The organism is Actinoplanes utahensis, assembly GCF_016862455.1.
GTDB lineage: Bacteria > Actinomycetota > Actinomycetes > Mycobacteriales > Micromonosporaceae > Actinoplanes > Actinoplanes utahensis.
Window position 1 is genome coordinate 25,264 of record NZ_BOMZ01000081.1, and the last position, 22,356, is coordinate 47,619.

Consider the following 22,356-nt stretch of genomic DNA (forward strand, 5'->3'; position numbering starts at 1 on the left):
CCGGACACGCGGCACCGGTCGGCCAAGCCGCCAGCGAGCCCACCGCGTCGTCACCGGACACGCGGCACCGGTCGACCAAGCCGCCAACGGGCCCACCGTGTCGTCATCGACCGCGCGCGGCGCCGATCAGCCATGCCGACAGCCAGGCCACCCCGCCGGCCAGGACGACCAGCGACACGTCGAGGACCAGCTCCGGCACGAACGCGCGCAACGCCACCGGGATCGAACCCACGGCGTAGAGCGCCAGGGCCGCGCGGGGCGGCAGGCCGGTCCGGGCCAGAGCGGCCGCGAAGGCCACCGTACCGATCAGGAACAGCACCGACGTGCCGGTGAGCGCCACGCTCAGCGGCCCGGCTCGCAACTCGGCGATCTGGGCCGGCTCCAGCCGGGCGAACACCAGGTTGATCACGAACTCGACGCCGACGAGCGCGCCCAGGGCGAGGTAGTTGGCGACGAACGCGGCCCGGCCGAAACGGCCCAGTCGCGGCTCGCAGTACAGATACAGGGCCGTGACGAAGGCCAGGGCGAACACCTCGGCGAGCGGGGCCACCAGCTGGGTGAACGCCGTCGACGGGATGAGCTGGGCACGTTTGGCCGCGTTGACGACGAGGACGAGAGCGCTGAGCAGGCCGGCGACACCGGCGAGCCGATAGACCGAAAAGGACTGTCGCACTGGGGCGATGGTGGTCACGAGAGTTCCTCCGTTCGAGTCACTGCACTATCGCACTAATTACTGCGAGATCGCAACGAGTGATTGGTATGCTGATCACGTGCCCGGCCCCAAGAACCTGCTCGCCGACATCTGGCTGCTCGCGTCGGTCGCCACCGCGCTCATCAGCGAGGAACTCGCCGACAATCCGCTGTCCGTCGACGAGTTCGCGCTCTACGGCTTCATCAGCGACCTCGGCCCGGTCACCGCCACCCAGCTCGGCCAGTGGACCGGCCTGCCACCCACCACACTGTCCGCGATCCTGCGTCGCTGCCAGGTACGAGGCGAGATCACCCGGACCCCCAACGCCGCCGATCGCCGCAGCAACCTCGTCGAGCTCACCGACCACGGCCGGGCCGTCTACGAATCCGCGCTGCCCGCCCTGCTCGCCGCCCAGACCCGCCTCGCCGAGCACCTCGGACCCGACGACGGCGCCCGCCTCGCCGTCCAGGAGATCGACGCCGCGACCCGCAAGGCGCTGAAAGCACCCGCCCGCCCCTACCAGGTCACCGCGGAACCCGGCACACCGGACATCGGGCCGGCCGATCTGACCCCCGCCCAGCTCGCCGAGGTGCGATCCTTCACGGCCTGGCTGCGGCACCGCGACGGCTGAGCCGGAGGCGAGATCAGCACAGGGTCGCTACGTCACTCCGCGTAAACGCCGTCGCCGGGTGGATCGCCGTCAGCCGGAAGCCGTGACGGCTGGGAAGCCGGTCCCATTCCGGTCGCGGTGATCCGCGAGCCCGGCCGGTTCTCCGCCGTCGGTGTCACCGTCACGGTGACGCCGATCCGAACGCCGCACCGCGGAGGTCCCCCGGTCACCCTCGAACCGCTGCCGGACGAGGCGGAACTCACCGCGATCCGCCGCCCTGCCCCGCCGGGCCCGCCGTGACCAGTACCATCGCCGCGGAACACCGGTGAATCGGACAGGAGCACACGTGGCATCGGATGACATCTCGCGCGGTGAGGCCCAGCGGCTGCGCGGCCTGGAGGACGCGGCCCGCCTCACCCGGACCTTCGAGATCATCGGCAGCAGGGGCTCGCTGTGGGTGTGGGGCGACGAGGACGAGGTCCTGTTCACCGAGGACGGCGAGCGCCGCACCCTGCTGCCGGTGTGGCCGCACGCGACGGTCGCCCGCCTGGAGAACGAGGGCGAGGTCGCCGGGGAGCACGCCATCGAGATCCGGGCCGGCGACTTCCTGACCGAGTGGCTGCCGCAGTTGGAGGAGGACGACGCCCGGATCGCGGTCTTCCCGGTCGAGGACCGGAACGCGGCGGTGCTGGACCTGGCCGACTTCCGTGCGAGGCTGAGCGCCGCCCTCCGTTAGAGTCCCGCGGACGACCTCGCGACCGGCGGGGCGACGCGGGGGAGGACCAACGGTGACGGTGGACGACGGGACCGCGGCCGGACCGGTGGACGACGGCGCCGCCGCGGAGCCGGCCGTGATGGTGTGGGCGGACGGTGAGCGGGACCGCTGGCTGGCCCGGGCCGCCGCCCTCGATCCCGGCGTGCACGAGCCGGCCTGGAGCACGACCGGCGGCGGCACCTACCCGGTGCCCGCCCAGATGCTGTGGGCGATCGCTCGGGGCCCGGACGAGGTCGCGCGCGACGTGATCGCCCGAACCCGGCTCCGCGGGCTGCGGCAGCGGGTCGACCTGGGCCGGGTCGTGATCGCCCGGTTCGGGATCGACGCGCTGGACCACGCCGTCACCGAGGCCGAGGGCAGCCCCGATCAGCTCGGCATGCTGCTGCTGCCGTTCCGCGCCCCGCGGATCGCGCCCCTGGCCGCCGGCTGGCTGCGGCATCTCGGGTCGGCGCGGCTGTGGGCGCGGCTGTGGCTGCGGCGGCATCCGGAGACGGCCGTGCGGGCGCTGCTCCCGGCCGCGACCGGCAAGCCCGGCCGGGTGCGGCAGCAGGCCGAGGATGCGCTCCACTTCCTGACCACTGCCGGTCACGGTGAGATCGACATCGTTGCGGGGTACGCCCGGGGCGGTCCCGCCGGGATCGACAGCGGGGTGCGCGCGCTCTTCGCCGTACCCCCGGGGTTCGCGGTGCCGCCGCAAGCGACACACACCGCGAGAAAAGGGGGAGACCCCGCCTGGACCTGCCCGGAGGGGTTGCCGGAGATCCGGCTGACCGACGGCGGAGCCCTGCCGGAGGACGAGGTCGCCGCGCTGATCGCCGGGCTGCGGGAGGCCCGGCTGGAGGATCCGCCGGAGCCCGCGCCCGGTGATCCGGAGCCGGCCGGCAGCGAGCAGCCGCTGGTGGTGGAGGCCCCGGCGGCGGCCCAGCCGATGGTGCGGGCGCCGGAGCCGGAGGTGGAGAAGCTGATCGCGCGGTGTGACCGGGCGAGCCTGGCCGCATTCGGTCGCGCGCTGCTGGACGAGTGGCTGACCGCGGACATGCCGGCGGCGCAGGCGTGGGTGCTGCTGGCGCAGGCGCACGTCGGCGACGACACCACCATGGACCGGCTCGCGCCGCTGGTGCGGGGCTGGCCGCCGAAGAGCCGGTACCTGCGCGCGATCGACGGGCACGCGGTGCTGGCCACGATGGGAACGGACGTGTCGCTGCGGCATCTGCTGGCGATCGAGGAGAACATGTCGGGCGGGGCGATGAACGAGCGGGCCACCGTCTACCTGACGCAGGCCGCCGCCCGGCGCGGGCTGTCGGTGACACAGCTCGCCGACCGGCTGGCGGTCACGCACGGGCTGGACACCGGGATCCCGATGGACTACGGCACACGCGCGTTCACCGTGACCGTCGACGAGAAACTGAGCCCGCAGGTGGTGGCCGCGGACGGGCGGGTGCTGGCGCGGCCGCCGAAACCCGGGGCCAAGGACACCCGGCCCGAGGCGTACCAGTGGTTCCTGCAGTTCAAGAAGGAGCTGCGGGCGACCGTCGCGGGGCACGTCGCCCGGCTGCGCAAGGACATGACCCGGCACCGGTTCCGCCCGGCCCGTGACCTGCCGGCGGTGGTGCTGCCGCACCCGCTGCTCGGGCCGCTGGCGCGGCGGCTGCTGTGGGGTGAGTACGACGCGGCGAACCGCCTGGTCCGGGCGCTGCGGATCGCCGAGGACGGCAGTTTCGCCGACCTGGACGACAGCACCGCGACCGTCGACGGCGACACCCCGATCGGGATCCCGCATCCGGCCGAACTGGGCGCCGACCTGGCCGACTGGCGGCAGATCTTCGTCGACTACGAGATCCTCCAGCCGTTTCCGCAGGTGCACCGGCCGGCCGTGAGCCTGACCGGGTCGCAGCGCGCGGCGACCGGCCTGCCCGGGTGGGGGCCGGTCGCCCCGGAGCGGATCCTCGAGCTGGTGCGGGAGCAGTGGACCGGCAACGCCGAGTACTCGGCGGCGCCGCACACCCGGATCACCCGCGACCTGCCCGGCGGGCACACGCTGGTGGTCGATTTCGCGCCGGGCGTGCCCGCCACCGGCAACCCCGTGGCGGCGGGCCCGCAGCGGATCGTCGAGATCTGGGCGGATCATCGCTGGTCGGATCATCTCCAGCGGGCCCGGCGTACCCCGATGGGGGTGTGTGATCCGGCCGCCCTGTCGGAGGCGCTGGTCGAGCTGTACCCCGGCGTGATCGTCTGAACAGATCTCCCTCGGCCGCACCGGCGTCGCCGCCGGCCGCGCCCTTCAGGAGGAGACCGTCAGCGCTGCTTCTGGTCGATCAGGTCGCGCATGCGGTCCGGGTCGGAGCGGCTGAGGCCCCACAGCAGGTGGGTGAGGACGTCCGGCACGGAGAAGCACAGCACCGGTACGGGATGCTCCTCCAGACCGTGCGTGTGCGGCGCCGCCTCGATCGCCTTGCGGAGCACCTCGCCCTGGCCGGCGTACGCCATCGACGTGACGCCGGCCTGCGCCGGCCACGGGTGGCACACCGGGTGCGGACGGCCGGCCTCGCCGGTCGGGTCCTGGGCGAGCAGCGTCTCGCTGGCGGCGAACAGGATCAGCCGCTCCGGCGGGGTCAGCTGGGAGTGCAGCATGTTGAAGGCGGTCTCGGCCATGCAGGCCGGGTTCTTCCCGAGGTCGTCGGCCCATTCGACGAGGGTGTCGGCGACGGCGTCGACCGCGGCGATCATCAGGGCGGCGGGGTGCTGCGACGCGAACTGGCTGATCAGCTTCTGGGTCGCGATCTGACCGCCGGCCTGGTCGTTGAGGAGACGGGAGTCGGCCAGCTGCCAGAAGGTCCGCCACGCCGCGGCGGTCTCCGGGTCCGGCTGGAGTCGCAGAGTCATGGGTACAGTGTCTTACCCATCGATGCGCGGTTGACCTTGGGGGTCACGACGGCGCCGTTGACACCAGGGTTCATGATCTAGCGGGTGACGGGGTACAGGAGCACGCCCGAGTTCGACGACTTCGGGCCGTGGATCGACGAGGTGCGCACGGTCGCCGACCTGCCGAGGCTCTACCGGCAGGCGGGGATCGAGCCGGCCGCGTACCGGCTGGTGCTGAAGGTGCCGCGCGACATCGAACGGCGCGAGGCCCACCCCGGCATGCATCTGTACGACCATCTGCTCGCCGTCGACGCGGAGACGTTCACGGTGCTCAGCCGGCGCGACGACACCTATGACACCCGGCGGATCCCGCTCGACCAGGTGGTGGCCATCCAGGACAGTGTGCGCATGCTCGACGGCCGCCTCACCGTCCGGACGGTCGGCGGCGGCGAGCTGACCGTGCCCTACAACGGCTCGTCGAAAGCCCCGATCCGGGAGCTGATCCGGGTGCTGCGGCGCTCCTACCTGCCGGCGGGGCCGCCACCGGACGACCTGGCCGCGCCGGTCATGCCGTACATGGGCCGGGCGGACACCGCCCTGCTGACCGAGTATCAGCGGCTGGTCGCCGAGGAGCCGGGCCTGCGGCTGACGCTGGTCGGCGAACGGCAGCTGCTCACGCCGGTCACCCCGCTCGACCGGATGCGCAGCCGCCTCCGACCGGTGACCCTGCACGCCTCGATCCTGGTCACCGACGACCGGGAGATCCAGGTCCTGCACCGCAGCCACTGGATCACCACGACCGCCGGCGACTGGTCGCTGGCCCGGACCGTCCTGCCCCGGAACCGGATCACCGACATCACGGTCCGCCCGCACGAGCGCTACCACTACGTGCACGTGCTCGCGGTCGAGTCCGGCGCCACCCGCCTGGAGTTCCCGGTGACCGCGAGCCGGCACGCCGACGCGGCCCTGGCCCGCGGGTTCCTCTAACCCGTGTGCACGGGCAGGGTGGCGTAGCCGCGCAGGACCAGCCGGTCGCGGCGTTCGGCCGGGGCGGCCAGGGACAGGCGGGGCAGCATGGTCAGCAGCAGCGGGAACGCGACCTGCGCCTCCAGCCGGGCCAGCGGCGCGCCGAGGCAGTAGTGGGCGCCGCCGCCGAACGAGACCGGCTGGATGTTCGGGCGGTCCGGGTCGAAGCGGTGCGGGTCGGGGTAGCGGGCCGGGTCCCGGTTGGCGGAGCCGAGCAGCATGGTCAGCCCGGCGCCCGGGGCGATGGTCTGGCCGCCGACCTCGAGCGGGGTGGTGGTGAACCGGGAGGTCAGCTGCACCGGTGAGTCGTACCGCAGCATCTCCTCGACGAACGGGGCCGCGAGGCCCGGGTCCGACCGCAAGCGGGCAGCCTGCTCGGGATGGTCGAGGAGGATGTGCAGGCCGGTGCCGAGCAGGTTGGTGGTCGTCTCGAAGCCGGCGACCAGCAGCAGCACCAGGTTGGCCAGCAGCTCCGGGCCGGTCAGCCCGGATCCCTCGGCGGCCAGCGCGCTGGTCAGGTCCTCGCGCGGCTCCCGGCGGCGGTCGGCGATCAGGCCGGTGAAGTAGTCCTCCAGGTCGCGGCCGGCGCTGTCGGCGCGGGCCATCTCCTCCTCGGTGCTGATCGGCTCCAGGACCACGGTCAGGTCGGCGGCCCGCTGCCGGAACCAGGGCATGTCGGTGTCCGGCACGCCGAGCAGCGCGCAGATCACGCCGATCGGCAGCGGGTAGGCGAACGCGGACATGAAGTCGGCGTCGGCCGGCATCGCCTTGATCAGGTCCTCGGCCTGGCGGGCGATGACCTCGCGCATCGCGGCGACCCGGCGGGCGGTGAAGGTGGCCGCGGCGGCGCGGCGCATCCGGGTGTGGTCCGGCGCGTTGGACTGCAGCATCGAGGTGACGACCGAGGCGACGCCGCGGTTCTCCCGCCAGCCCGGCCAGTTGCGGTCGTAGTCGGTGGTGTCGGCGACCCGCAGCCCCGGGTCCCGCAGCAGACGGCTGACCGATTCGTGGGTGGTGACGAACCAGCCGCCCTCGAAGGCGGGGAAGACCGGCTTGGCCCGTAGCACGTCATAGGCGGGGTACGGGTTCCGGCGTCCCTCCGGCTGGAACAGCGACGCGAGCGCACTCTCGAAAAGCATGACTCCCATCATTGCCGTACGAGGCGAGAGGAGGCCTTTACCGGTGCTTCACATCGCCCGTAGCAAGATCACCCGAATGGGTAGGGCGAGGATCGTTCGTGCGTTGACAGCGGCCGGGGCGGCCGCACTGCTGGCCGCCTGTTCCGCCGGGTCGGAACCGAAGGCGCCGCCGGCCTCGGCGTCCGCGGCGCCGGGCGTCTCCGGCCCGGCGCCGATCCCGGCCGGCCCGAGTCCGGAGTCCGCCCGGACCGCCCAGCGGGCCAGGTACGGCATCCCGGACTTCGCGCCCGCCCCGCCGGCTCAGCCGATCACCCTGCCGGCCGGTGACTCGGTGGAGTTCCTGCGGCGCATCCCCACCACGCAGAAGGTGGCGTTCCTGACCATCGACGACGGGTACCTGAAGAAGCCCGAGGCGCAGGAGCTGATCGCGGCCGCCGGGGTGCCGGTCACGCTGTTCCTGACCACCGACGCGATCAAGGACGACCCGGACTTCTTCCAGCCGATGGTGGCGGCGGGCGCGGTCATCGAGGCGCACTCGGTGTCGCATCCCGGCATGCGCGGACGCTCGCACGAGTTCCAGCGCCGGCAGATCTGCGAATCCGCCGACCAGCTGGCTCGGTGGTTCGGCAAGCGCCCAACCCTGTTCCGCCCGCCGTACGGGGAGAAGGACGCCACCACGCTGCGGGCCGCCAAGGAGTGCGGGATGGCCGCCACCTTCTTCTGGACCGAGACCGTGCACAAGGGGAAGGTCCGCTACCAGGAGGGCAGCACGGTCCAGCCGGGCGACATCCTGCTGATGCACTTCCGGGAGGCGTTCCGGGCGGACTTCGTCGGCGCGCTGAAGGCCATCCACCGGGCCGGGTTGACTCCGGCGCTGCTGGAGGACTACATCCCGGTGCCGCCGGCCCCGGCGCAGGGCTCGCCCGCGGCGCGCTCTAGCGATTAAAAGCATCGGCGTGTTTCAATTCCTGACGATCCGAGAGTCGTTCGTGTTTCGTCGGGAGGAAGCATGGAACAACCGAGATCTCCCCAGCTCAGCCGTCGGGCGGCGGTCGGCATGGCCGGCGGCGTCGTGGCGGGCGCGGCCGTCGGGCTACCGGCCTTCGGTGCCGCGCCCGCGACCGACGCGGACGCCATCGTGGTCGGCCACGGCCTGGCCGGGCTGGTCGCCACCGCCGAGCTCGTCGCCGCCGGCCGCAAGGTGCTGCTGCTCGACCAGGAGAACGAGGCGAACATCGGCGGCCAGGCGCACTGGTCGTTCGGCGGGCTGTTCTTCGTCGACTCCGACGAGCAGCGGTTGATGGGTGTCAAGGACAACCTCGACCTGGCCTGGCAGGACTGGCTCGGTACGGCCGGGTTCGACCGGGGCGTGGACGACCCGGCCGGAGCCGACTACTGGGCGTACCGGTGGGCGCAGGCGTACGTGCGGTTCGCGGCGGGGGAGAAGCGGTCCTGGCTGGCCGGGCTCGGGTTGCAGTGGTTCCCGATGGTGGGCTGGGCGGAGCGGGGCGGCGGGCTCGCCGACGGGCACGGCAACTCGGTGCCGCGGTTCCACGTCACGTGGGGCACCGGGCCGGCGATCGTCGAGCCGTTCGAGAAGAAGGTGCGGGCCGGGGTCGCCGCCGGGAAGGTGGTCTTCAAGTTCCGGCACCGGGTCGACGAGATCGTGCAGACCGGCGGGGCGGTCACCGGCGTACGCGGCAAGGTCCTGGAAGCGAGCACCGCCGCGCGCGGGAAGCCCTCCTCGCGTACCGTCGTCGCCGATTTCGAACTGAAGGCGCCGGTCGTGATCGTGGCGTCCGGCGGGATCGGCGCCAACCACGACCTGGTCCGGCAGAACTGGCCGGCGCGGCTCGGCCGGGCCCCGCAGACCCTGATCACCGGCGTGCCGGCGTACGTGGACGGGCGGATGCTCGCGATCACCGCACGGACCGGCGCGCGGATCGTCAACCCGGACCGGATGTGGCACTACACCGAGGGCGTGCGCAACTGGGACCCGATCTGGCCCGGCCACGGCATCCGGATCCTGCCCGGCCCGTCGTCGGTGTGGCTCGACGCCACCGGCAAGCGTTTCCGGGCGCCCGACTTCCCCGGCTACGACACCCTGCACACGCTCGGGTCGATCACCGCGTCCGGGTACGACTACTCCTGGTTCGTCACCACCCAGAAGATCGTCGACAAGGAGTTCGCCCTCTCCGGCTCCGAGCAGAACCCGGACCTGACCGGCAGGAACCTCTGGCTGCTGCTGTCCCGGGTCTGGCAGACGCCCGGCCCGATCCAGAGGTTCCAGCAGTACGGCGCCGACTTCGTGAAGGCCGCCACGCTGCCGGAACTCGTCGCCGGGATGAACCGGCTCACCGGCACCGACCTGATCGAGCTGGACGCGCTGAGACGGCAGATCGAGGCGCGGGACCGGGAGATCGACAACCCGTACAGCAAGGACGCCCAGGTCCAGGGCATCCGTAACGCCCTGTCGTACCCCGGTGACGTGCTCGGCCGGACCGCCTCCGCCCACCGGATCCTCGACTCGTCGGCCGGCCCGCTGGTCGCGGTCCGCCTCAACGTGCTGACCCGCAAGACCCTCGGCGGCCTGCAGACCAACCTCCAGGGCCAGGTCCTCGGCGCCTCCGGCGCTCCGATCCCCGGCCTTTACGCGGCCGGGGAAGCCGCTGGTTTCGGTGGCGGCGGCGTCCACGGTTACCGATCCCTCGAGGGTACGTTCCTCGGCGGCTGCCTCTTCTCCGGCCGCGTCGCGGGCCGGGCCGCCGCCGCGGCCCTGTAGACCCGTGGGTGGTGGATCCCGCTCCGCCACCCACGGCAGCATTCTTCGATCGCCCAGCGGGCGCCGGCGACACTCACCAGAGTGTCATCGGGCGCTGAACCTACGCGACACATCCGGTCGCGCCGGCGACCCAGCGATGCGAACGCAAGAACACGTTCTCGTCGTTTCGCAGGAATCCCTGCGAGACGCACCAGTAGAAGTTCTGATAGCCCGATGCGCGGTACACCGCCACGCCGGCGTACCGGCTGCTCGTGCCGTTGTTGAAGATGGACCTGACGGGCTGGCTCGCGGACCAGGAACACCTGATGGGGGCGGTCTGCCAGTCGTTGTCCGCGTCACTCCACAGGCACCGCGATCCGGTGCCGTAGGGGCCGGTCCAGACACAGACATTGCCTGACGGGCATTCCCAGGCCGCCGGCTGTCGCGCCGCGGACGCCGGAGCCGCCACCGTCGCGGTGGTCGCGGCGACCCCCACGGTGAGCGCCGCGGCCAGGATCGCGCGCCTGAAGAAATATCTCATTCCGACCTCCCTGTATCGCCGGCTCCGACGTTGCGGGCTAATGGCTTGATCCGGTCCAGGCGCCGGTCCTCGGATTCACGAACGACCACTCGCCCGTGCTGCGGTTCTCCCTCATCTGCATGGTGCGCGTACCGCTCGGCTGTCCGCAGTAGACGTAGTAGGTGTAGCTCCCCGAGATCCAGTCGTCGCAGAATCTCTGCGCGAAGCCCCAGGTGATCGGCCCGACCTCACCATCGGATTGATTGTCGCCGATGTATGTGTACTGATACTGGAACGTCTGGTTGTGGGTGTTCGTGCCGTACCCGCCGTCGATGAACCCGGTTCCCTGTCCATTGTCGAACCCGTCGACCCACAGGATGGCCTGCCACATGCGGACGACGTTGCCGTTGCGCACGCACCAGCTCTGTGTGCAGAGCGTGTGGTTGTCGCTCCACCCCCAGGACACCGGGTGGGCGGAGGCGGGAGATGCCACCAGGGTGCTGCCGACGCCGGCCACTGCCGTCAGCATCACTGCTGTCAGAACTCGTTGAAAACGGCGATACATGGTCTCCTCCATGTGCCGAGTACAAGTAGGAAACCAATCGTTATGCGTGGATCTGTAATGGATCTGTAGAAAATCTGTGGAGAATCCGGCGGCCGGAGGTCGCCGCACCAACGCCTCCGGCGCTCCGATCCCCGGCCCTTACGCGGCCGGGGAAGCCGCGGGTTTCGGTGGTGGCGCCGTCCACGGTCATCCACCGGCGAGTTCGACCTGCCGGATGAGGTGGGCGACGCCGAGCAGCGTTGGCAGCGGATGCTGACCGCCGAGCTGGGTGACCCGGTCCGGGCGCGGCTGGTGCGCCTGGTCGGTGACGGGCTGTTCCTGGCCGCCCTGACCGGTCCGCCCCCGACCTCCGGCGAGGTGGAAGAGCTGCTGCGCCACCTCGGTCTGCGCACGGCAGCGCCTATCTGACCGTCCTCGCGCTCGGGGCCGTGGTGTACGTGGGCGCCGACATCGTCGCCGCCGGCGTCTTCACCATCGCCGTGCTGGCCTGAACCACATGTCCCATCCGGTGATCACGATGTCCTCCCCGTTCCGGCCGGCCATTGCGCTCGGTACGCCTGGGAGGTTCCGGGCACACCTGAGATAAGGCGGTCTCCCTCTCCGTACGGACCGGCCGTTGCGGGCCGAAGGGGCTGCGTCTCATATTCCGGCCCGTCGGTTGACCTCAACACGACTTGAGGTTTTAGCGTTCTGACGTGCAGAAACGCCTATGGAACCTGATGCGCCCGCGGACCGTCGTGAGCGCCCACTGCGACCTGCCCTGCGGCGTCTACGACCCGGCCCAGGCCCGGATCGAGGCCGAGTCGCTGCTGGCGATCGCCAAGAAGTACCAGGACAACGAGGACCCGGAGTTCCGGACCCGGGCCCTGATCATCAAGGAGCAGCGGGCCGAGCTGGTCAAGCACCACCTGTGGGTGCTGTGGACCGACTACTTCAAGGCGCCGCACTTCGAGAAGTACCCGCAGCTGCACGGCCTGTTCAACGAGGCCACCAAGCTGGCCGGGGCGGGCGGGGCGAAGGGCTCGGCCGATCCGGAGGTCGCGGAGAAGCTGCTCGCCAGGATCGAGGAGATCGCCACGATCTTCTGGGAGACCAAGCAGGCGTGAGGCGGCGCGGCCCGGCCTGCTCCGGCCGGGCCGCGCTACTTCCGATGGTGTACGCCCCGATGACGCCGCCGGGACGACGCGCTCGCCCGGCTGCCGTCCATAGCGTCGGGACATGCGAAGGAGACTCGACACCGTCCCGGCCGGACTGGCCGGATTCGTGGCCGCCGCCGGGCTGGCCGACCTGCTCAACCCCGGCTGGAGCCCGGTCGAACGGATGGTCAGCCACTATGTGCACGGCCGGGCCGGCTGGCTGATCCCGCTGGCCCTGCTCAGCCTGGCCGTCGCGTCCGGGGTGCTGCTGCGGCGGATCGCCGGCCACACCCGGGATGGGCGGGCCGGCCTCTGGTCGCTGGGGGCCTGGACGGCCGCGGTTCTGCTCGGCGCGGTGTTCCCCGCGGATCCGTACGGGCGGTGGCATGAGCCGCCCACGACGGCCGGGATGGTGCACGGGGCCGCCGCGCTGGTGGCGTTCACCGTGTTGCCGGTGGCGGCGGTGCTGCTCACCCGTACCCTCGAGCAGGGTCGTGCAAGGCCGGCAGGCCGCCTCCTCAGGGTGATGGCTGCCGCGACCGTGGCGGCCTGCCTGATCCTGGTCGTCGCCTTCCTCGACGTGTCCGACGGCCCGTCGCTGACCGCCGGACCGTGGGAGAGCCTGGTCGGGCTGGCCGAGCGGCTGACGCTGTGGACCTATGTCGCGTGGCTGGCCGTCGCCTCCTCGGCGGTCGACCGGCGGGCGGCGCCCTCCACGGCCCGCAGTCGATCATGAGCGGCTCACTCCCGGAAGATCTCCAGGACCGGCCGGCGTACCGCGGTGGAGCTCAGGTACTCGCCGATGCCGTGATGATTCCAGCTGGTGTTGGTCACCGAGAAATCGGCGCAGCGGTCGGCCGGACTGAACTCCGGCCGGATCGTGTGATCGAGCGCCACGAGATCGCGGAAATCGGAGACGTTGCGCCAGGAACGGACCGGAGACGGGACCTGCAACGGGCGTGCCACCAGATCCTGCACCTCGGTGACCCCGAGCGGCGAGCCGGCCGTCACCAGCAGCGGCACGTCCCGATCGCGCAGACCCTGCTCCCGCAGCACGTCGTAGGCGATGATCGAGCCGAGACTGTGCCCGATCACCACGACCGGGCCGCCGGCGCCGGACAGAGCCTCCCGGACGACCTGCCGCATGGCGTCGCCACGGCCGCCGAAGAAGTAGGCGTACACATCCTTGAAGGTCCGTTTCACCATCTCCCGGAACGCCGCCCGCCGCAGCGCCCTGGGCAGCGGCAGCGCCTCGAACGGCGAGGTCACCGGGGGAGCGGTGTTCTCGCCCTCGATCAGGGCGTCCGCGGTGTAGGTCAGGTCCCGCAGCCAGGACTCCAGATGCTCGGTGGTCGTCTGCGGGCCCGCGGAGTCCACCTCGCGCATCACCCCGGCGACGAACGTCTCCGGTGGGTCCGTGGTCTCCGGCGTGGTCTCCGGCAGCTGCTCGACCTCGTCGGCCGCGAACGGCGGCAGCGCCCGCGCGTGCGAGACGGGCGCCCAGTACGCCATCCGGGAGGCCGTCCCCATGTCGCGGCCGAACAACGCCTGATCCCATTGCCGTTTCAACGGAGCGGACGGGATCTTGTTGCCGTTTCCGTGTACGTAGACGATCGTTGCCATCGAGGATCTCCCGCCTTTCCCGGTTGCGGTATCCACGCGGTTTTCGCCCCGATTATCCGGCGGCCTTTCCGCACTCTTCGCCCGCAGTCCGCTTACCGACAAGGCGGGGAGGGCCTATGCTGCGGTCGATCGTCCCCATCGGACCCCGGGAGTGGTGTGTTCGCCGAGCACGTTCGTGACCTCGCCGTGACCGCGGCCGTGTTCGGCTTCTTCGCCGCCACCTGGTTCGGGTGGGCGCAGGAGGGTCCGCCCCGCCCCTGGCGGCGGTACCTGATCGCCGGCACGGTCGTCAGCTACCTCGTCATGCTGGCCGGGATCGTGCTCGCCTGGCGGCACTGGGACGACGGCACCGTCTTCACCGCGGATTCGAGCCGGACCTTCGGCATCGTCGTGGGCATCGAGTTCGGCGCGGCCGCCGCCATGGCCGTGCTGCTCACGGTGATGCGCCGGAAGGAGCTGATCCCGGTCTGGATCGCCTTCATCGTCGGCGTGCACCTGTTCCCGGTCGCGGCGATCATCGAGTACCCGCTCGTGCACGTCACCGCCGTCCTCGTCACGGCGGTCGTGCTGGCGTCCCTGCCGTTCGCCCGCAAGCGCCGGCTCCCCGTGAGCGCCGTCGTCGGCGCCGGAACCGGGGTGGTGCTGCTCGCCGCCGCGATCGCCTCGGCACTCGCGGCATCGTGGGGCTAGCACTACCCCGAAGGGGCGAGCCAGCACCATGGAAGGGCTTTCCATCGGTGGGTACGGTCGGCGCAGCGAACCGAACCGGGGTGACGCAAGTCTGGCAGGGGTTGACGTGATCGGAGACAATCGTCGTCCGATCAGGGAATCGGATGAACCATGGGGCCCGGCACGGCGTAGGAGCTGGTGTCGACCCCACAGCCGACCACCGCACCGCGGGAAGGGACACGATGCTGGACCAGGTGATGCCACTGATCTGCTCGCCCTGGCTCTACCTGATCGTCTTCGTGGCCGTGACGATCGACGGGTTCATTCCGGTCGTTCCCTCCGAGACGGTCGTGATCGGTCTCGGCGCGGTGTCGGCAGTCGGCTCGCCGAACCTGCTGGCCCTGGTCGCGGCGGCGGTGGCCGGCGGTGTCGCCGGTGACCGGGTCTCCTATCTGCTGGGCCGCAAGGCCGGCGCCCGGCTGCGCAAGGGCCGGATGGCGAAGGCGGTCGCCAAGGCCGAGCAGGCCCTGCTGAGATACGGGGCGGTCGCCATCCTGGTCGGCCGGTTCCTGCCGAACGGGCGCACCGCGACCGCGATGATGTCCGGCTCGGTGTCGCTGCCCATGGGCCGGTTCCGGACGTTCAGCCTGCTGGCCAGCATGGGCTGGGCGGTGTACGCGATCGGCCTCGGCCGTCTCGGCGGGGAGACCTTCGACGGATCGCCGTTGCTGGGCACGGCGTTCGGCCTGGCCATCGGGACGGCCCTGGCCGGAGTGTGCGCGCTGGTGGAGCGGCGGCTGGCGGCGGTCCGGCGGCGGAAGCTCGTCACCGTCGGCTGAGACGCCTATCCTCCGTGGTATGAGCGCGGGCTCGTACCGCATCGGGAGAGGACTGGCCGCGACCTCGCGGCCGGTGGGCTTCGCCGTGGTGACCCTGACCTATGTGATCGCCGGGCTCGCCGGCTGGGGTGTGGCCGTCCTGGCACGCGGTCAGCATCCGCTGCTGGTCACGTTCCAGGCCGACCTCGTCGCCACCCTGGTGGTGTTCGCGGCGAGTGTGCTGGTGGCCAACGCGAGCGTCTACGACCCGTACTGGAGCGTCGCCCCGCCGGTGATCGTCGCCGTCTGGGCCGCCACGGACGGTCTCACCGCGCGGCAGACGATGGTTCTGCTGCTGATGCTGGCCTGGGCGGTGCGGCTCACCGCCAACTGGGCGGTGTCCTGGCGCGGGCTGCGCCACGAGGACTGGCGCTACGTGCAGCTCCGCGAGCAGCGGCCCCGCGGCGTCCCGTGGTGGCTGATCAACCTCACCGGCATCCAGCTGATGCCGACCCTCGTGGTGTTCGCCGGGCTGCTCGCGGTCTGGCCCGCGGCGACCGTGACCGGTCGCCCGTGGCGGCTGCTCGACTACCTCGCGGTCGTCGTGACCGTGGCGGCCGTGCTGATCGAGGCGACCGCCGACCGGCAGTTGCACCGGTTCGCCCGGGACCCCGCCAACCATGGTGAGATCCTCGACCGGGGCCTGTGGCGGTACTCGCGGCACCCCAACTATCTCGGCGAGATCCTCTTCTGGTGGGGGATGTGGCTGTTCGGGCTGGCGGCCGCGCCGGACTGGTGGTGGACGATCGTCGGGCCGATCGCCATGGTGCTGCTGTTCGCGGTGGTCAGCGTGCCGATGATGGACCGGCGGTCGCTGGTGCGGCGGCCCGCGTACGCGCAGCACATGCGCCGGGTCCCGGCCCTGCTGCCGTGGCGGTTCAGGACATGAGCTCGGTGTACGACGACAGGTACTCCGCCAGCACCCGGGCGTGATTGTCGGTCGTGTCGCGGACACCGTGCAGCAGCGTCACCGTGCCGTGCTCGCTGTCGCACCGGCGCAGCGCGGCGACCGCCTCCGGATTGGCGTCCAACTCGGCCCGGTACCGCAGACTGAACTCGGTGAACGCGCCGCTGTTGCGATGGAACCACTGCCGCAGCGCGGTGCTCGGGGCGGCGTCCTTCGCCCACTCGTCGAGGGCCGCACGCTCCTTCGAGACGCCGCGCGGCCACAACCGGTCCACCAGAACCCGGTAGCCGTCGGCCGGATCGGCCGGCTCGTGGATCCGCTTCACCAGGAACGCCATCCCCGCAGATTACCGGGACCGATCAGGCCGGACGCAGAAGCCGGAGCGCGCGGTTCACATGACCCTCGGTGACGGCCAGGGCGCGGGCCGCCGTCTCGGTGCTGGCATCGGTGATCAGCGAGACCAGAGCGATCTTCGCGTCACCGCCGGCGGCGTGCAGCACCTCCCGGCAGCGGGCCGGGTCGGCGCCCGCCGCCTCGGCCAGGATGCGCAGTTGCCGGTCGCGGAGCTTGGCGTTGCACGCGAGCATGTCGGTCATCAGGTTCGAATAGGTGCGGCCCAGCCGGACCATCGTCGCCGTGGAGAACGCGTTCAGCACCAGCTTCTGCGCGGTTCCCGCCTTCATCCGGGTGGAACCGGTCACCACCTCGGGGCCGGTGTCCGGGGCGATGTGCACGTCGGCGCAGGCGGCGATCGGGGACGCCCGGTTCGCCGAGACCAGGACGGTCCGCGCGCCGCGAGCACGGGCGGTGGTCAGAGCAGCGTGGACGTACGGCGTACGCCCACTGGCCGTGACCCCCAGCACCACATCGCCCGCCGCGACGTCCGCGGCGGCCGCCGCACCGGCGCTCTCGTCGTCCTCGGCGGCCTCCGACGGGTTCGTCAGCGCATGCGCACCGCCCGCGATGTGCGCGACCACCTGCCCCGGCTCCAGCCCGAACGTCGGGATCAACTCGGCCGCGTCCAGAACCGCGATCCGCCCGGACGTGCCCGCGCCGACGTAGTGGACCCGATGGCCGCCGGAGAGCGCCGCCACGGCCAGTTCCACGGCGGCAGCGATCTCCGGCAGCACATCGGCGACCGCCTCCGGCACAAGGCGGTCCTCGGTGTTGATCAGGTGCAGCAGGTCGAGGGTGGACATCCGGTCGATCGAGGCGCTGCGCGGGTTCCGCTGCTCGGTCCGCGCCAACGAGCCCTCCCCGGCCGTCCCGTCCACGTTTCCCCTGTCCGCGGTCGTCCTGTCCGCGGTCCAGCCGTCCACGGTCTTGTCCGCGGTCCAGCCATCTACGGTCTTGTCTGCGGTCCAGGCGTCCACGGTTCTCCTGTCGGGAAGTCTGCCGTTCACGGGCCGCTCGTTGCGGGGCCGTCCGCCCACGGGGATCATCCGCGCCTCCGGTCGGTGCCGATGCGCCGGTCGCGCACGGCGGTGTAGGTGGCGTCGAGCGCCGTCCGGGTCTCCTGGAACGTGCGCTGGGCGACGCCGACGAAGACACAGTCGATGACGGTGAGCTGCGCCAGGCGGCTCGCCATCGCACCGGACCGGTACGTCGTCTCCCGGGCGGCGGTGGTCAGCACCAGGTCGGCGACCCCGGCGATCGGCGACTTCGGGAAGTTGGTCAGCGCGACCGTCCGCGCCCCGTGCCGTTTCGCCTCGGTGAACGCGTCGATGGTGTCGGTGGTGCTGCCGGTGTGCGAGATCGCGAACGCCACATCGCGCTCATCGAGCAGCGCGGCGCTGGTCAGAGCCACATGAGTGTCACTCCAGGCGAACGCCACCCGCCCGATCCGATGCAGCTTGTGCTGAAAGTCCGCGGCGACGAAAGCACTCGCCCCGACCCCGTAGACGTCCACCCGCCGGGCACCCGCGATCACCTCGACCACCTGCTCCAGCACCGTCACGTCGATCTGGGCGGCGGTCTCCTCGACCGCCCGCGCATCCGCGAAGGCGATCTTCTTCACCACCTGTGCCAGGTCGTCGCCGGGACTGATGTCGCTGCCCACCGGTTCGCCGCCGTCATCCCGGCGGCCCGCCTCCGTGGCCAGGGTCAGCCGCAGCTCCGAATAGCCCGCGAAACCCATCGCCCGGCAGAACCGGATCACCGTCGTCTCACTGGAACCCGCGCGCTCCGCGAGGTCGGTGATGGTCAGCCGGGCCGCGGTCGCCGACTCGTCGATGATCACCCGCGCCACCCGCTGCTCCGCCGGCGACAGCGACGGCAAGAGCCCCCGTGCCCGGACGACCGTCTCCGCTGTGCCGCGCATGCCGCCATTCATGAAGAAAAGTTTCCGTCCAACGACCTCTCCCGTCAATATTCTCCATTCATCTGTATCGAGTCGAAGATCGCCACCCGGGAACGCCCGGATGCCCACCGGCAGCCGAGTCGTCGTCCTTGCCCCGTCGGTCGGCGCCCTGCGGCCGGTTGCATCCCGTCGGTCACGGCAGGCGGCCCGGTGCGGGCTTCGACCCGAGGAGCGGCGGTACGGGGATGACGCTCGGTGCGGCGACCACCGTCCGAGGCGTGCTCCGCGCCGGACGAGACGCCGCGAATCTGGACCAGGTGACAGCCGCCGGCGCCGCACGCCGAACCGGCCGTACAGCGGCTGATCTTGCCGAGCTGCTCGCCAGTGCTGTCTCGCGCCGGTCGAGAGGACGGTGAGAACCAGTCGGCGTTCTCCGGCTGGTCGCCAGTGTTGTCTCGTGCGGGTTGAGGCAGCTGTGGGAGCCGGCCCGAAGAGCCCGGTGTCAGGTTCGCCCACCCGTAAACAGGTAAGCCTCCGCAATTCGGCACATCGAGGTCCGTGCGGTGCCCATGGCGGGTGTAGCGGATCGGGAAGCGGGCGTTCGTGCGGCAACGGTGACCGGATCGGGTGCTGGTGTGGCGGGGGTGGAGGCGGCAGGGTCGGCAGGTATGGGCACGGCGCTGGTGGTGGGTGTGGACGCGGGGGCGACGAGCACACGATGTGTGGTCGCGACGGTCGACGGCGCGATAGTGGGCCGGGGCGTGGCCGGCGGCGCGAACCGTAACAGCAGCGGCGGCGACCTGACCACGACCCTGGCCACGGCGCTCGAACAGGCCCTGGAGGGGACGCCTCGACCGTCCGTGCTGCTGGGCGTGTTCGGCGCCGCCGGTTCCTCGGGCGCCGGGCGGGCCGCTGTCCGGGTCGCCGCGGCGAACGCCTGGCGGGCCGCCGGGCTGACCGGCGAACCGGTCACGGTCACCGATCTCGAGGTGGCGTTCGCGGCCGGGACCACCTCGCCCGACGGTGTGCTGCTGCTGTCCGGCACCGGAGCGCTGGCCGCCCGATTCGCGGGCGGCCGTCTCGAACACCGCTGCGACGGTTACGGCTGGCTGCTCGGGGACGAGGGGTCCGCGGTCTGGATGGGGGTACGGGGACTGCGCGCGGCCCTCGCCGCCCTCGACGGCCGGGGCGTGCCGACGGTCCTGGTCGACGCCGCCCGCACCCACTTCGGCATCGGTTCCGGTCGCGCGGAGGACACGGCGCAGGCCCTGATCGCCGCCGCGTTCGCCGTGCCACCCGCGGCTCTCGGCGGGTTCGCTCCCGCGGTGAGCGCCGGCGCGGAAGCCGACGACCCGGTGGCCGTGCGCATCTGTCACACGGCCACCGGTCGCCTCCTGCACACCTTCGACAGCGTCGGGCCGCCACCCGGCGCCGTCGTGGTGCTGGCAGGGTCCGTGCTGCTCACTCCCGGACCGGTCAGGCGGATGGTTCGCGCCGCCGTGGCCGCCCGCACCGGCGCCGAACCGCGAGTCGGGTCCGACGGCGCGGCCGGGGCCGCGGTTCTGGCTGTCGCGCGGCTCACCGGCACCCCCGTGGCGCCGGTGACCCACGCCCGCCTGACCGGCAGTCATGGACTGTCCCGTGAGTAGCAGCCCTCCGTCGGCCGTCGGCCACCCGCGGGCCACCCACCCGCGGACCACCCGCGAGCCGCGGGCCACCCGCGAGCCGCGGGCCACCCGCGAGCCGCGGACCACCCGCCAGCCGCGGGCCGTCGGCCATTCGATGGCTGGCGGACACCCGTCGGCCAGTGCTCATCCGTCGGCCACCGGCCACCCGCTGGCCGCCAGGCATTCGATGGCCGGCGGACGAGTTGCCCGCTCATCGGCCATCGGCCCCCGTTATTCGGCCTGAGCGACCATGGAAGGACTGTCTGTTGACGGGCGGGCAAGCCCGGCCCCGATTCCTTCCGGCCGGTTCGGAGTGCTGTTTTGGGTCCGGTGAGGCAGCACTGGGGACCAGTCGAAGAACAGCGGCTGGTTCGGAGTGCTGTCTTGGGTCCGGTGAGGCAGCGCCGGGCACCAGCCGGAGAACAGCGGCTGATTCTGACTGCTGACCCTGCTGGCCAATTGCTTGCCCGTCGGTTGTCGATCTTGTGAGGTTGTGGTGAATCGGTTCGCCCGAAACTCACAAGATCTCGCGCGGAAAGAGCGGAAGGAGCGGAAGGAGCGGAAGGAGGGGAAGGAGGGGAAGGAGCGGAAGGAGCGGAAGAAGGGGTGGAAGGGGAAGAAGGGGAAGAAGGGGTGGATGGGGTGAATCCGTCGCGGGCGGGTTTTCGTCCGCTGGGTTGGATCTGGTGAGCGCGTGGTGGGGCGGACAGCGCAATCTCCACGATCGACAAGAGGGGCGGCGAATCAGCCAGCAGGGTCACAGCTGTCTCGGAGCCGGCGAGACAGCAGTAGCGACCAGCCGGGGAAACCCGGCCGGCTCTGACGGCTGTCTCCACCGGCGGAAGAGAGCAGTGAGGGCCAGCCGGGGGAGTTCCGTCGGGGGTGGCGGCTGGTGATCGGGTGAGGGGCCGTCTCATGGGGTGCTCCGGGAGTAGAGCAGGTAGGGCTTGCGCTGCTGATCGAAAGCGGCCAGCTCGCCCGACCAGGAGGCGATGATCTCGTCCGGGGCGGCGCCGCCGTCGATCATGGTGCGCAGGCGGGTGGATCCGGTGAGGAGGTCGATCCAGTAGCGGGATCCGTCGAGGCGCCAGGTGAACGCCGGCTCCTTGCGCGCTTCGGTGAGCATGGCGACGGCGGTGCGGAGGGGATCGTACCGATGCGGGTCCTTGATCTTGATCTCGACGCCGGCGCACGATCGGCCGGTGAACTTGCCGAAGGTCGGGGTGAAGTACGCCTCGCGGAACCGGGTGCCGGGCAGATTCAGCGCGGTCAGCCGGTCGCACCAGCGGTAGTCGGAGGCGGGGCCGCCGATCAGCTCGAACGGCCTGGTCGTGCCGCGGCCCTCGGACAGCGACGACACGCCTTCGAACATGCCGGTGCCGGGGTAGACGAGCGCGGTGGTGGGGGTCGGCATGTTCGGGCTGGGCAGCACCCACGGCAGATCGAGATCGGACCCGAGCAGCCGCCCGTGCCACCCCTGGCAGGTGATCACCTCGAGGTCGACCGCGCGCGCGAGGAACTCACCGTTGTAGAAGCGGGCCAGTTCACCGGCGGTCATGCCGTGCTGCTGCACGATCTTGAGGCGGCCGACGCCGGAGGTGAAGCCGTCGGTCATCATCGGCCCGCGGGCGCTGCCGCCGACAGGGTTGGGCCGGTCCAGCACCAGGTAGCGCAGCCCGAGCCGCCCGGCCGCGGCCATCGAGTCGTAGAGCGTGTAGATGTACGTGTAGAAGCGCGCCCCGACGTCCTGGATGTCGAAGACGACGGTGCGGACCCCGGATTCCCGGAACATCCGTTCCCAGGCGGCCTGGGTGGCCAGGTACGCGTCGTGGACCGGCAGTCCGGTGCGCGCGTCGGTGCCGGTGCCCTCACTGCCGCCGGCCTGCGCCGATCCGCGGAATCCGTGCTCGGGGCCGAAGATCGCGCCGATGGTCACCCGGTCGGCGTGCATCCGGTCGACCAGGTGCCGGTAGTCGCGGTCCACGCCGGTCGGATTGGAGACGATGCCGACCCGCGTGCCCCGCACCGCTGCCCAGCCGTCCGCGGCGAGCCGATCCAAACCGGTCTGGAGGGAGACCGGGACGGAAGCCGGGGAAGGACCCGCGGGAGCGGCCGGGACTAAGGCCGGGGGAGGACCCGCTGGAGCGGCCGGGACGGAGGCCGGGGGAGGACCCGCTGGGGCGGGCGGGACGAGCAGGCCGCCCGCGCCCGCCGCGAGCAGGCTCCGG

The 22,356-nt window shown here is 71.6% G+C and carries 23 protein-coding genes; 13 read left to right on the forward strand and 10 right to left on the reverse strand.

The window, feature by feature from the left end; genetic code table 11:
- Positions 1-103: 103 nt before the first annotated feature.
- A complete protein-coding gene (locus Aut01nite_RS27840; protein WP_236642620.1) occupies positions 104-673 on the reverse strand; it encodes a hypothetical protein in 570 nt (189 codons plus the stop codon).
- A gap of 97 nt (positions 674-770) precedes the next feature.
- On the opposite strand from Aut01nite_RS27840, the gene Aut01nite_RS27845 reads away from it, so the two are divergent.
- From Aut01nite_RS27845 to Aut01nite_RS44430, 3 genes are all read left to right on the forward strand, one after another.
- On the forward strand, positions 771-1,322 hold the full coding sequence (locus Aut01nite_RS27845; RefSeq protein ID WP_052163473.1) for a MarR family winged helix-turn-helix transcriptional regulator: 552 nt from the start codon (positions 771-773) through the stop codon (positions 1,320-1,322).
- Positions 1,323-1,647: 325 nt separating this feature from the next.
- Positions 1,648-2,037: a DUF2750 domain-containing protein gene (locus Aut01nite_RS27850; protein ID WP_052163474.1), complete on the forward strand. Its 390-nt coding sequence runs from the start codon at positions 1,648-1,650 to the stop codon at positions 2,035-2,037.
- A 52-nt stretch (positions 2,038-2,089) separates the two neighbouring features.
- Positions 2,090-4,312 carry a DUF4132 domain-containing protein gene (locus Aut01nite_RS44430; RefSeq protein WP_043523984.1) on the forward strand — a complete coding sequence of 741 codons (2,223 nt, stop codon included), beginning with the start codon at positions 2,090-2,092 and terminating at the stop codon, positions 4,310-4,312.
- Positions 4,313-4,371: 59 nt separating this feature from the next.
- Here the strand turns inward: Aut01nite_RS44430 and Aut01nite_RS27860 are convergent, their stop codons facing one another.
- The gene (locus tag Aut01nite_RS27860; protein WP_043523985.1) at positions 4,372-4,959 is read right to left on the reverse strand and encodes a hypothetical protein; all 588 of its coding nucleotides are present in this window, start codon (positions 4,957-4,959) and stop codon (positions 4,372-4,374) included.
- 84 nt (positions 4,960-5,043) lie between these two features.
- Here Aut01nite_RS27860 and Aut01nite_RS27865 point away from each other — a divergent pair, with 84 nt between their 5' ends.
- Positions 5,044-5,925 (forward strand): hypothetical protein, encoded by an 882-nt coding sequence (locus Aut01nite_RS27865; RefSeq protein WP_043523986.1) that lies wholly within the window; start codon positions 5,044-5,046, stop codon positions 5,923-5,925.
- Here Aut01nite_RS27865 and Aut01nite_RS27870 read toward each other — a convergent pair.
- The gene (locus Aut01nite_RS27870) at positions 5,922-7,103 is read right to left on the reverse strand and encodes a cytochrome P450 (protein WP_236642621.1); all 1,182 of its coding nucleotides are present in this window, start codon (positions 7,101-7,103) and stop codon (positions 5,922-5,924) included. The two genes, Aut01nite_RS27865 and Aut01nite_RS27870, sit on opposite strands and share 4 nt — an antisense overlap.
- A 103-nt stretch (positions 7,104-7,206) precedes the next feature.
- Between Aut01nite_RS27870 and Aut01nite_RS27875 the strand changes: the two genes are divergently transcribed.
- Together Aut01nite_RS27875 and Aut01nite_RS27880 are read left to right on the forward strand one after the other, a co-directional pair.
- Positions 7,207-8,049: a polysaccharide deacetylase family protein gene (locus Aut01nite_RS27875; RefSeq protein WP_052163476.1), complete on the forward strand. Its 843-nt coding sequence runs from the start codon at positions 7,207-7,209 to the stop codon at positions 8,047-8,049.
- 63 nt (positions 8,050-8,112) lie between these two features.
- A complete protein-coding gene (locus Aut01nite_RS27880; protein WP_043523987.1) occupies positions 8,113-9,885 on the forward strand; it encodes an FAD-binding dehydrogenase in 1,773 nt (590 codons plus the stop codon).
- A gap of 100 nt (positions 9,886-9,985) precedes the next feature.
- Here the strand turns inward: Aut01nite_RS27880 and Aut01nite_RS27885 are convergent, their stop codons facing one another.
- Both Aut01nite_RS27885 and Aut01nite_RS27890 read right to left on the reverse strand, forming a co-directional pair.
- Positions 9,986-10,405: a peptidase inhibitor family I36 protein gene (locus tag Aut01nite_RS27885; protein WP_052163477.1), complete on the reverse strand. Its 420-nt coding sequence runs from the start codon at positions 10,403-10,405 to the stop codon at positions 9,986-9,988.
- Positions 10,406-10,442: 37 nt separating this feature from the next.
- Entirely contained in the window at positions 10,443-10,961 is a 519-nt protein-coding gene (locus tag Aut01nite_RS27890) for a peptidoglycan-binding domain-containing protein (RefSeq protein ID WP_152628595.1), read from the reverse strand.
- Between the two features lie 207 nt (positions 10,962-11,168).
- Here Aut01nite_RS27890 and Aut01nite_RS27895 point away from each other — a divergent pair, with 207 nt between their 5' ends.
- From Aut01nite_RS27895 to Aut01nite_RS27905, 3 genes are all read left to right on the forward strand, one after another.
- Positions 11,169-11,357, forward strand: coding sequence for a hypothetical protein (locus Aut01nite_RS27895; protein WP_043523989.1), 189 nt, complete (start codon positions 11,169-11,171; stop codon positions 11,355-11,357).
- Positions 11,358-11,668: 311 nt separating this feature from the next.
- On the forward strand, positions 11,669-12,055 hold the full coding sequence (sodN, locus tag Aut01nite_RS27900) for a superoxide dismutase, Ni (RefSeq protein WP_043523990.1): 387 nt from the start codon (positions 11,669-11,671) through the stop codon (positions 12,053-12,055).
- Positions 12,056-12,167: 112 nt separating this feature from the next.
- Entirely contained in the window at positions 12,168-12,821 is a 654-nt protein-coding gene (locus tag Aut01nite_RS27905; RefSeq protein WP_052163478.1) for a DUF998 domain-containing protein, read from the forward strand.
- Positions 12,822-12,826: 5 nt separating this feature from the next.
- Here the strand turns inward: Aut01nite_RS27905 and Aut01nite_RS27910 are convergent, their stop codons facing one another.
- Positions 12,827-13,708 (reverse strand): alpha/beta hydrolase family protein, encoded by an 882-nt coding sequence (locus Aut01nite_RS27910; RefSeq protein WP_043523991.1) that lies wholly within the window; start codon positions 13,706-13,708, stop codon positions 12,827-12,829.
- 156 nt (positions 13,709-13,864) lie between these two features.
- On the opposite strand from Aut01nite_RS27910, the gene Aut01nite_RS27915 reads away from it, so the two are divergent.
- The 3 genes from Aut01nite_RS27915 (at position 13,865) to Aut01nite_RS27925 (ending at position 16,144) form a co-directional block, all read left to right on the forward strand.
- Complete coding sequence (locus Aut01nite_RS27915; protein WP_043523992.1) at positions 13,865-14,398, forward strand: hypothetical protein; 534 nt, start codon at positions 13,865-13,867, stop codon at positions 14,396-14,398.
- Between the two features lie 221 nt (positions 14,399-14,619).
- Positions 14,620-15,216, forward strand: coding sequence for a DedA family protein (locus Aut01nite_RS27920; RefSeq protein WP_043523993.1), 597 nt, complete (start codon positions 14,620-14,622; stop codon positions 15,214-15,216).
- A 19-nt stretch (positions 15,217-15,235) separates the two neighbouring features.
- Entirely contained in the window at positions 15,236-16,144 is a 909-nt protein-coding gene (locus Aut01nite_RS27925) for a DUF1295 domain-containing protein (protein WP_052163479.1), read from the forward strand.
- Here Aut01nite_RS27925 and Aut01nite_RS27930 read toward each other — a convergent pair.
- The 3 genes from Aut01nite_RS27930 to Aut01nite_RS27940 form a co-directional block, all read right to left on the reverse strand.
- Positions 16,134-16,499, reverse strand: a complete 366-nt coding sequence (locus Aut01nite_RS27930; protein WP_043523994.1) for a DUF488 domain-containing protein — start codon at positions 16,497-16,499, stop codon at positions 16,134-16,136. The genes Aut01nite_RS27925 and Aut01nite_RS27930 overlap by 11 nt on opposite strands.
- Before the next feature lie 22 nt (positions 16,500-16,521).
- Complete coding sequence (gene murQ / locus Aut01nite_RS27935) at positions 16,522-17,535, reverse strand: N-acetylmuramic acid 6-phosphate etherase (protein WP_307837529.1); 1,014 nt, start codon at positions 17,533-17,535, stop codon at positions 16,522-16,524.
- A gap of 65 nt (positions 17,536-17,600) precedes the next feature.
- Positions 17,601-18,482, reverse strand: a complete 882-nt coding sequence (locus Aut01nite_RS27940) for a MurR/RpiR family transcriptional regulator (RefSeq protein WP_043523995.1) — start codon at positions 18,480-18,482, stop codon at positions 17,601-17,603.
- A 647-nt stretch (positions 18,483-19,129) separates the two neighbouring features.
- On the opposite strand from Aut01nite_RS27940, the gene Aut01nite_RS27945 reads away from it, so the two are divergent.
- Positions 19,130-20,110, forward strand: a complete 981-nt coding sequence (locus Aut01nite_RS27945) for an N-acetylglucosamine kinase (RefSeq protein ID WP_043523996.1) — start codon at positions 19,130-19,132, stop codon at positions 20,108-20,110.
- A gap of 931 nt (positions 20,111-21,041) precedes the next feature.
- On the opposite strand, the gene Aut01nite_RS27950 is transcribed toward Aut01nite_RS27945, so the two are convergent.
- Positions 21,042-22,187: an exo-beta-N-acetylmuramidase NamZ family protein gene (locus tag Aut01nite_RS27950; RefSeq protein ID WP_236642622.1), complete on the reverse strand. Its 1,146-nt coding sequence runs from the start codon at positions 22,185-22,187 to the stop codon at positions 21,042-21,044.
- Positions 22,188-22,356: the final 169 nt, after the last annotated feature.

Excerpts from the sequence above, each read along its gene's own strand:
- Aut01nite_RS27945 (WP_043523996.1), top strand. The coding sequence starts at position 19,130 with ATGGGCACGGCGCTGGTGGTGGGTGTGGACGCGGGGGCGACGAGCACA.
- Aut01nite_RS27930 (WP_043523994.1), bottom strand. The coding sequence starts at position 16,499 with ATGGCGTTCCTGGTGAAGCGGATCCACGAGCCGGCCGATCCGGCCGAC.
- Aut01nite_RS27905 (WP_052163478.1), top strand. The coding sequence starts at position 12,168 with ATGCGAAGGAGACTCGACACCGTCCCGGCCGGACTGGCCGGATTCGTG.
- Aut01nite_RS27910 (WP_043523991.1), bottom strand. The coding sequence starts at position 13,708 with ATGGCAACGATCGTCTACGTACACGGAAACGGCAACAAGATCCCGTCC.
- Aut01nite_RS27920 (WP_043523993.1), top strand. The coding sequence starts at position 14,620 with ATGCTGGACCAGGTGATGCCACTGATCTGCTCGCCCTGGCTCTACCTG.
- Aut01nite_RS27885 (WP_052163477.1), bottom strand. The coding sequence starts at position 10,405 with ATGAGATATTTCTTCAGGCGCGCGATCCTGGCCGCGGCGCTCACCGTG.
- Aut01nite_RS27860 (WP_043523985.1), bottom strand. The coding sequence starts at position 4,959 with ATGACTCTGCGACTCCAGCCGGACCCGGAGACCGCCGCGGCGTGGCGG.
- Aut01nite_RS27940 (WP_043523995.1), bottom strand. The coding sequence starts at position 18,482 with ATGCGCGGCACAGCGGAGACGGTCGTCCGGGCACGGGGGCTCTTGCCG.
- Aut01nite_RS27925 (WP_052163479.1), top strand. The coding sequence starts at position 15,236 with ATGAGCGCGGGCTCGTACCGCATCGGGAGAGGACTGGCCGCGACCTCG.
- Aut01nite_RS27870 (WP_236642621.1), bottom strand. The coding sequence starts at position 7,103 with ATGCTTTTCGAGAGTGCGCTCGCGTCGCTGTTCCAGCCGGAGGGACGC.
- Aut01nite_RS27890 (WP_152628595.1), bottom strand. The coding sequence starts at position 10,961 with ATGGAGGAGACCATGTATCGCCGTTTTCAACGAGTTCTGACAGCAGTG.
- Aut01nite_RS27880 (WP_043523987.1), top strand. The coding sequence starts at position 8,113 with ATGGAACAACCGAGATCTCCCCAGCTCAGCCGTCGGGCGGCGGTCGGC.
- sodN (WP_043523990.1), top strand. The coding sequence starts at position 11,669 with ATGCGCCCGCGGACCGTCGTGAGCGCCCACTGCGACCTGCCCTGCGGC.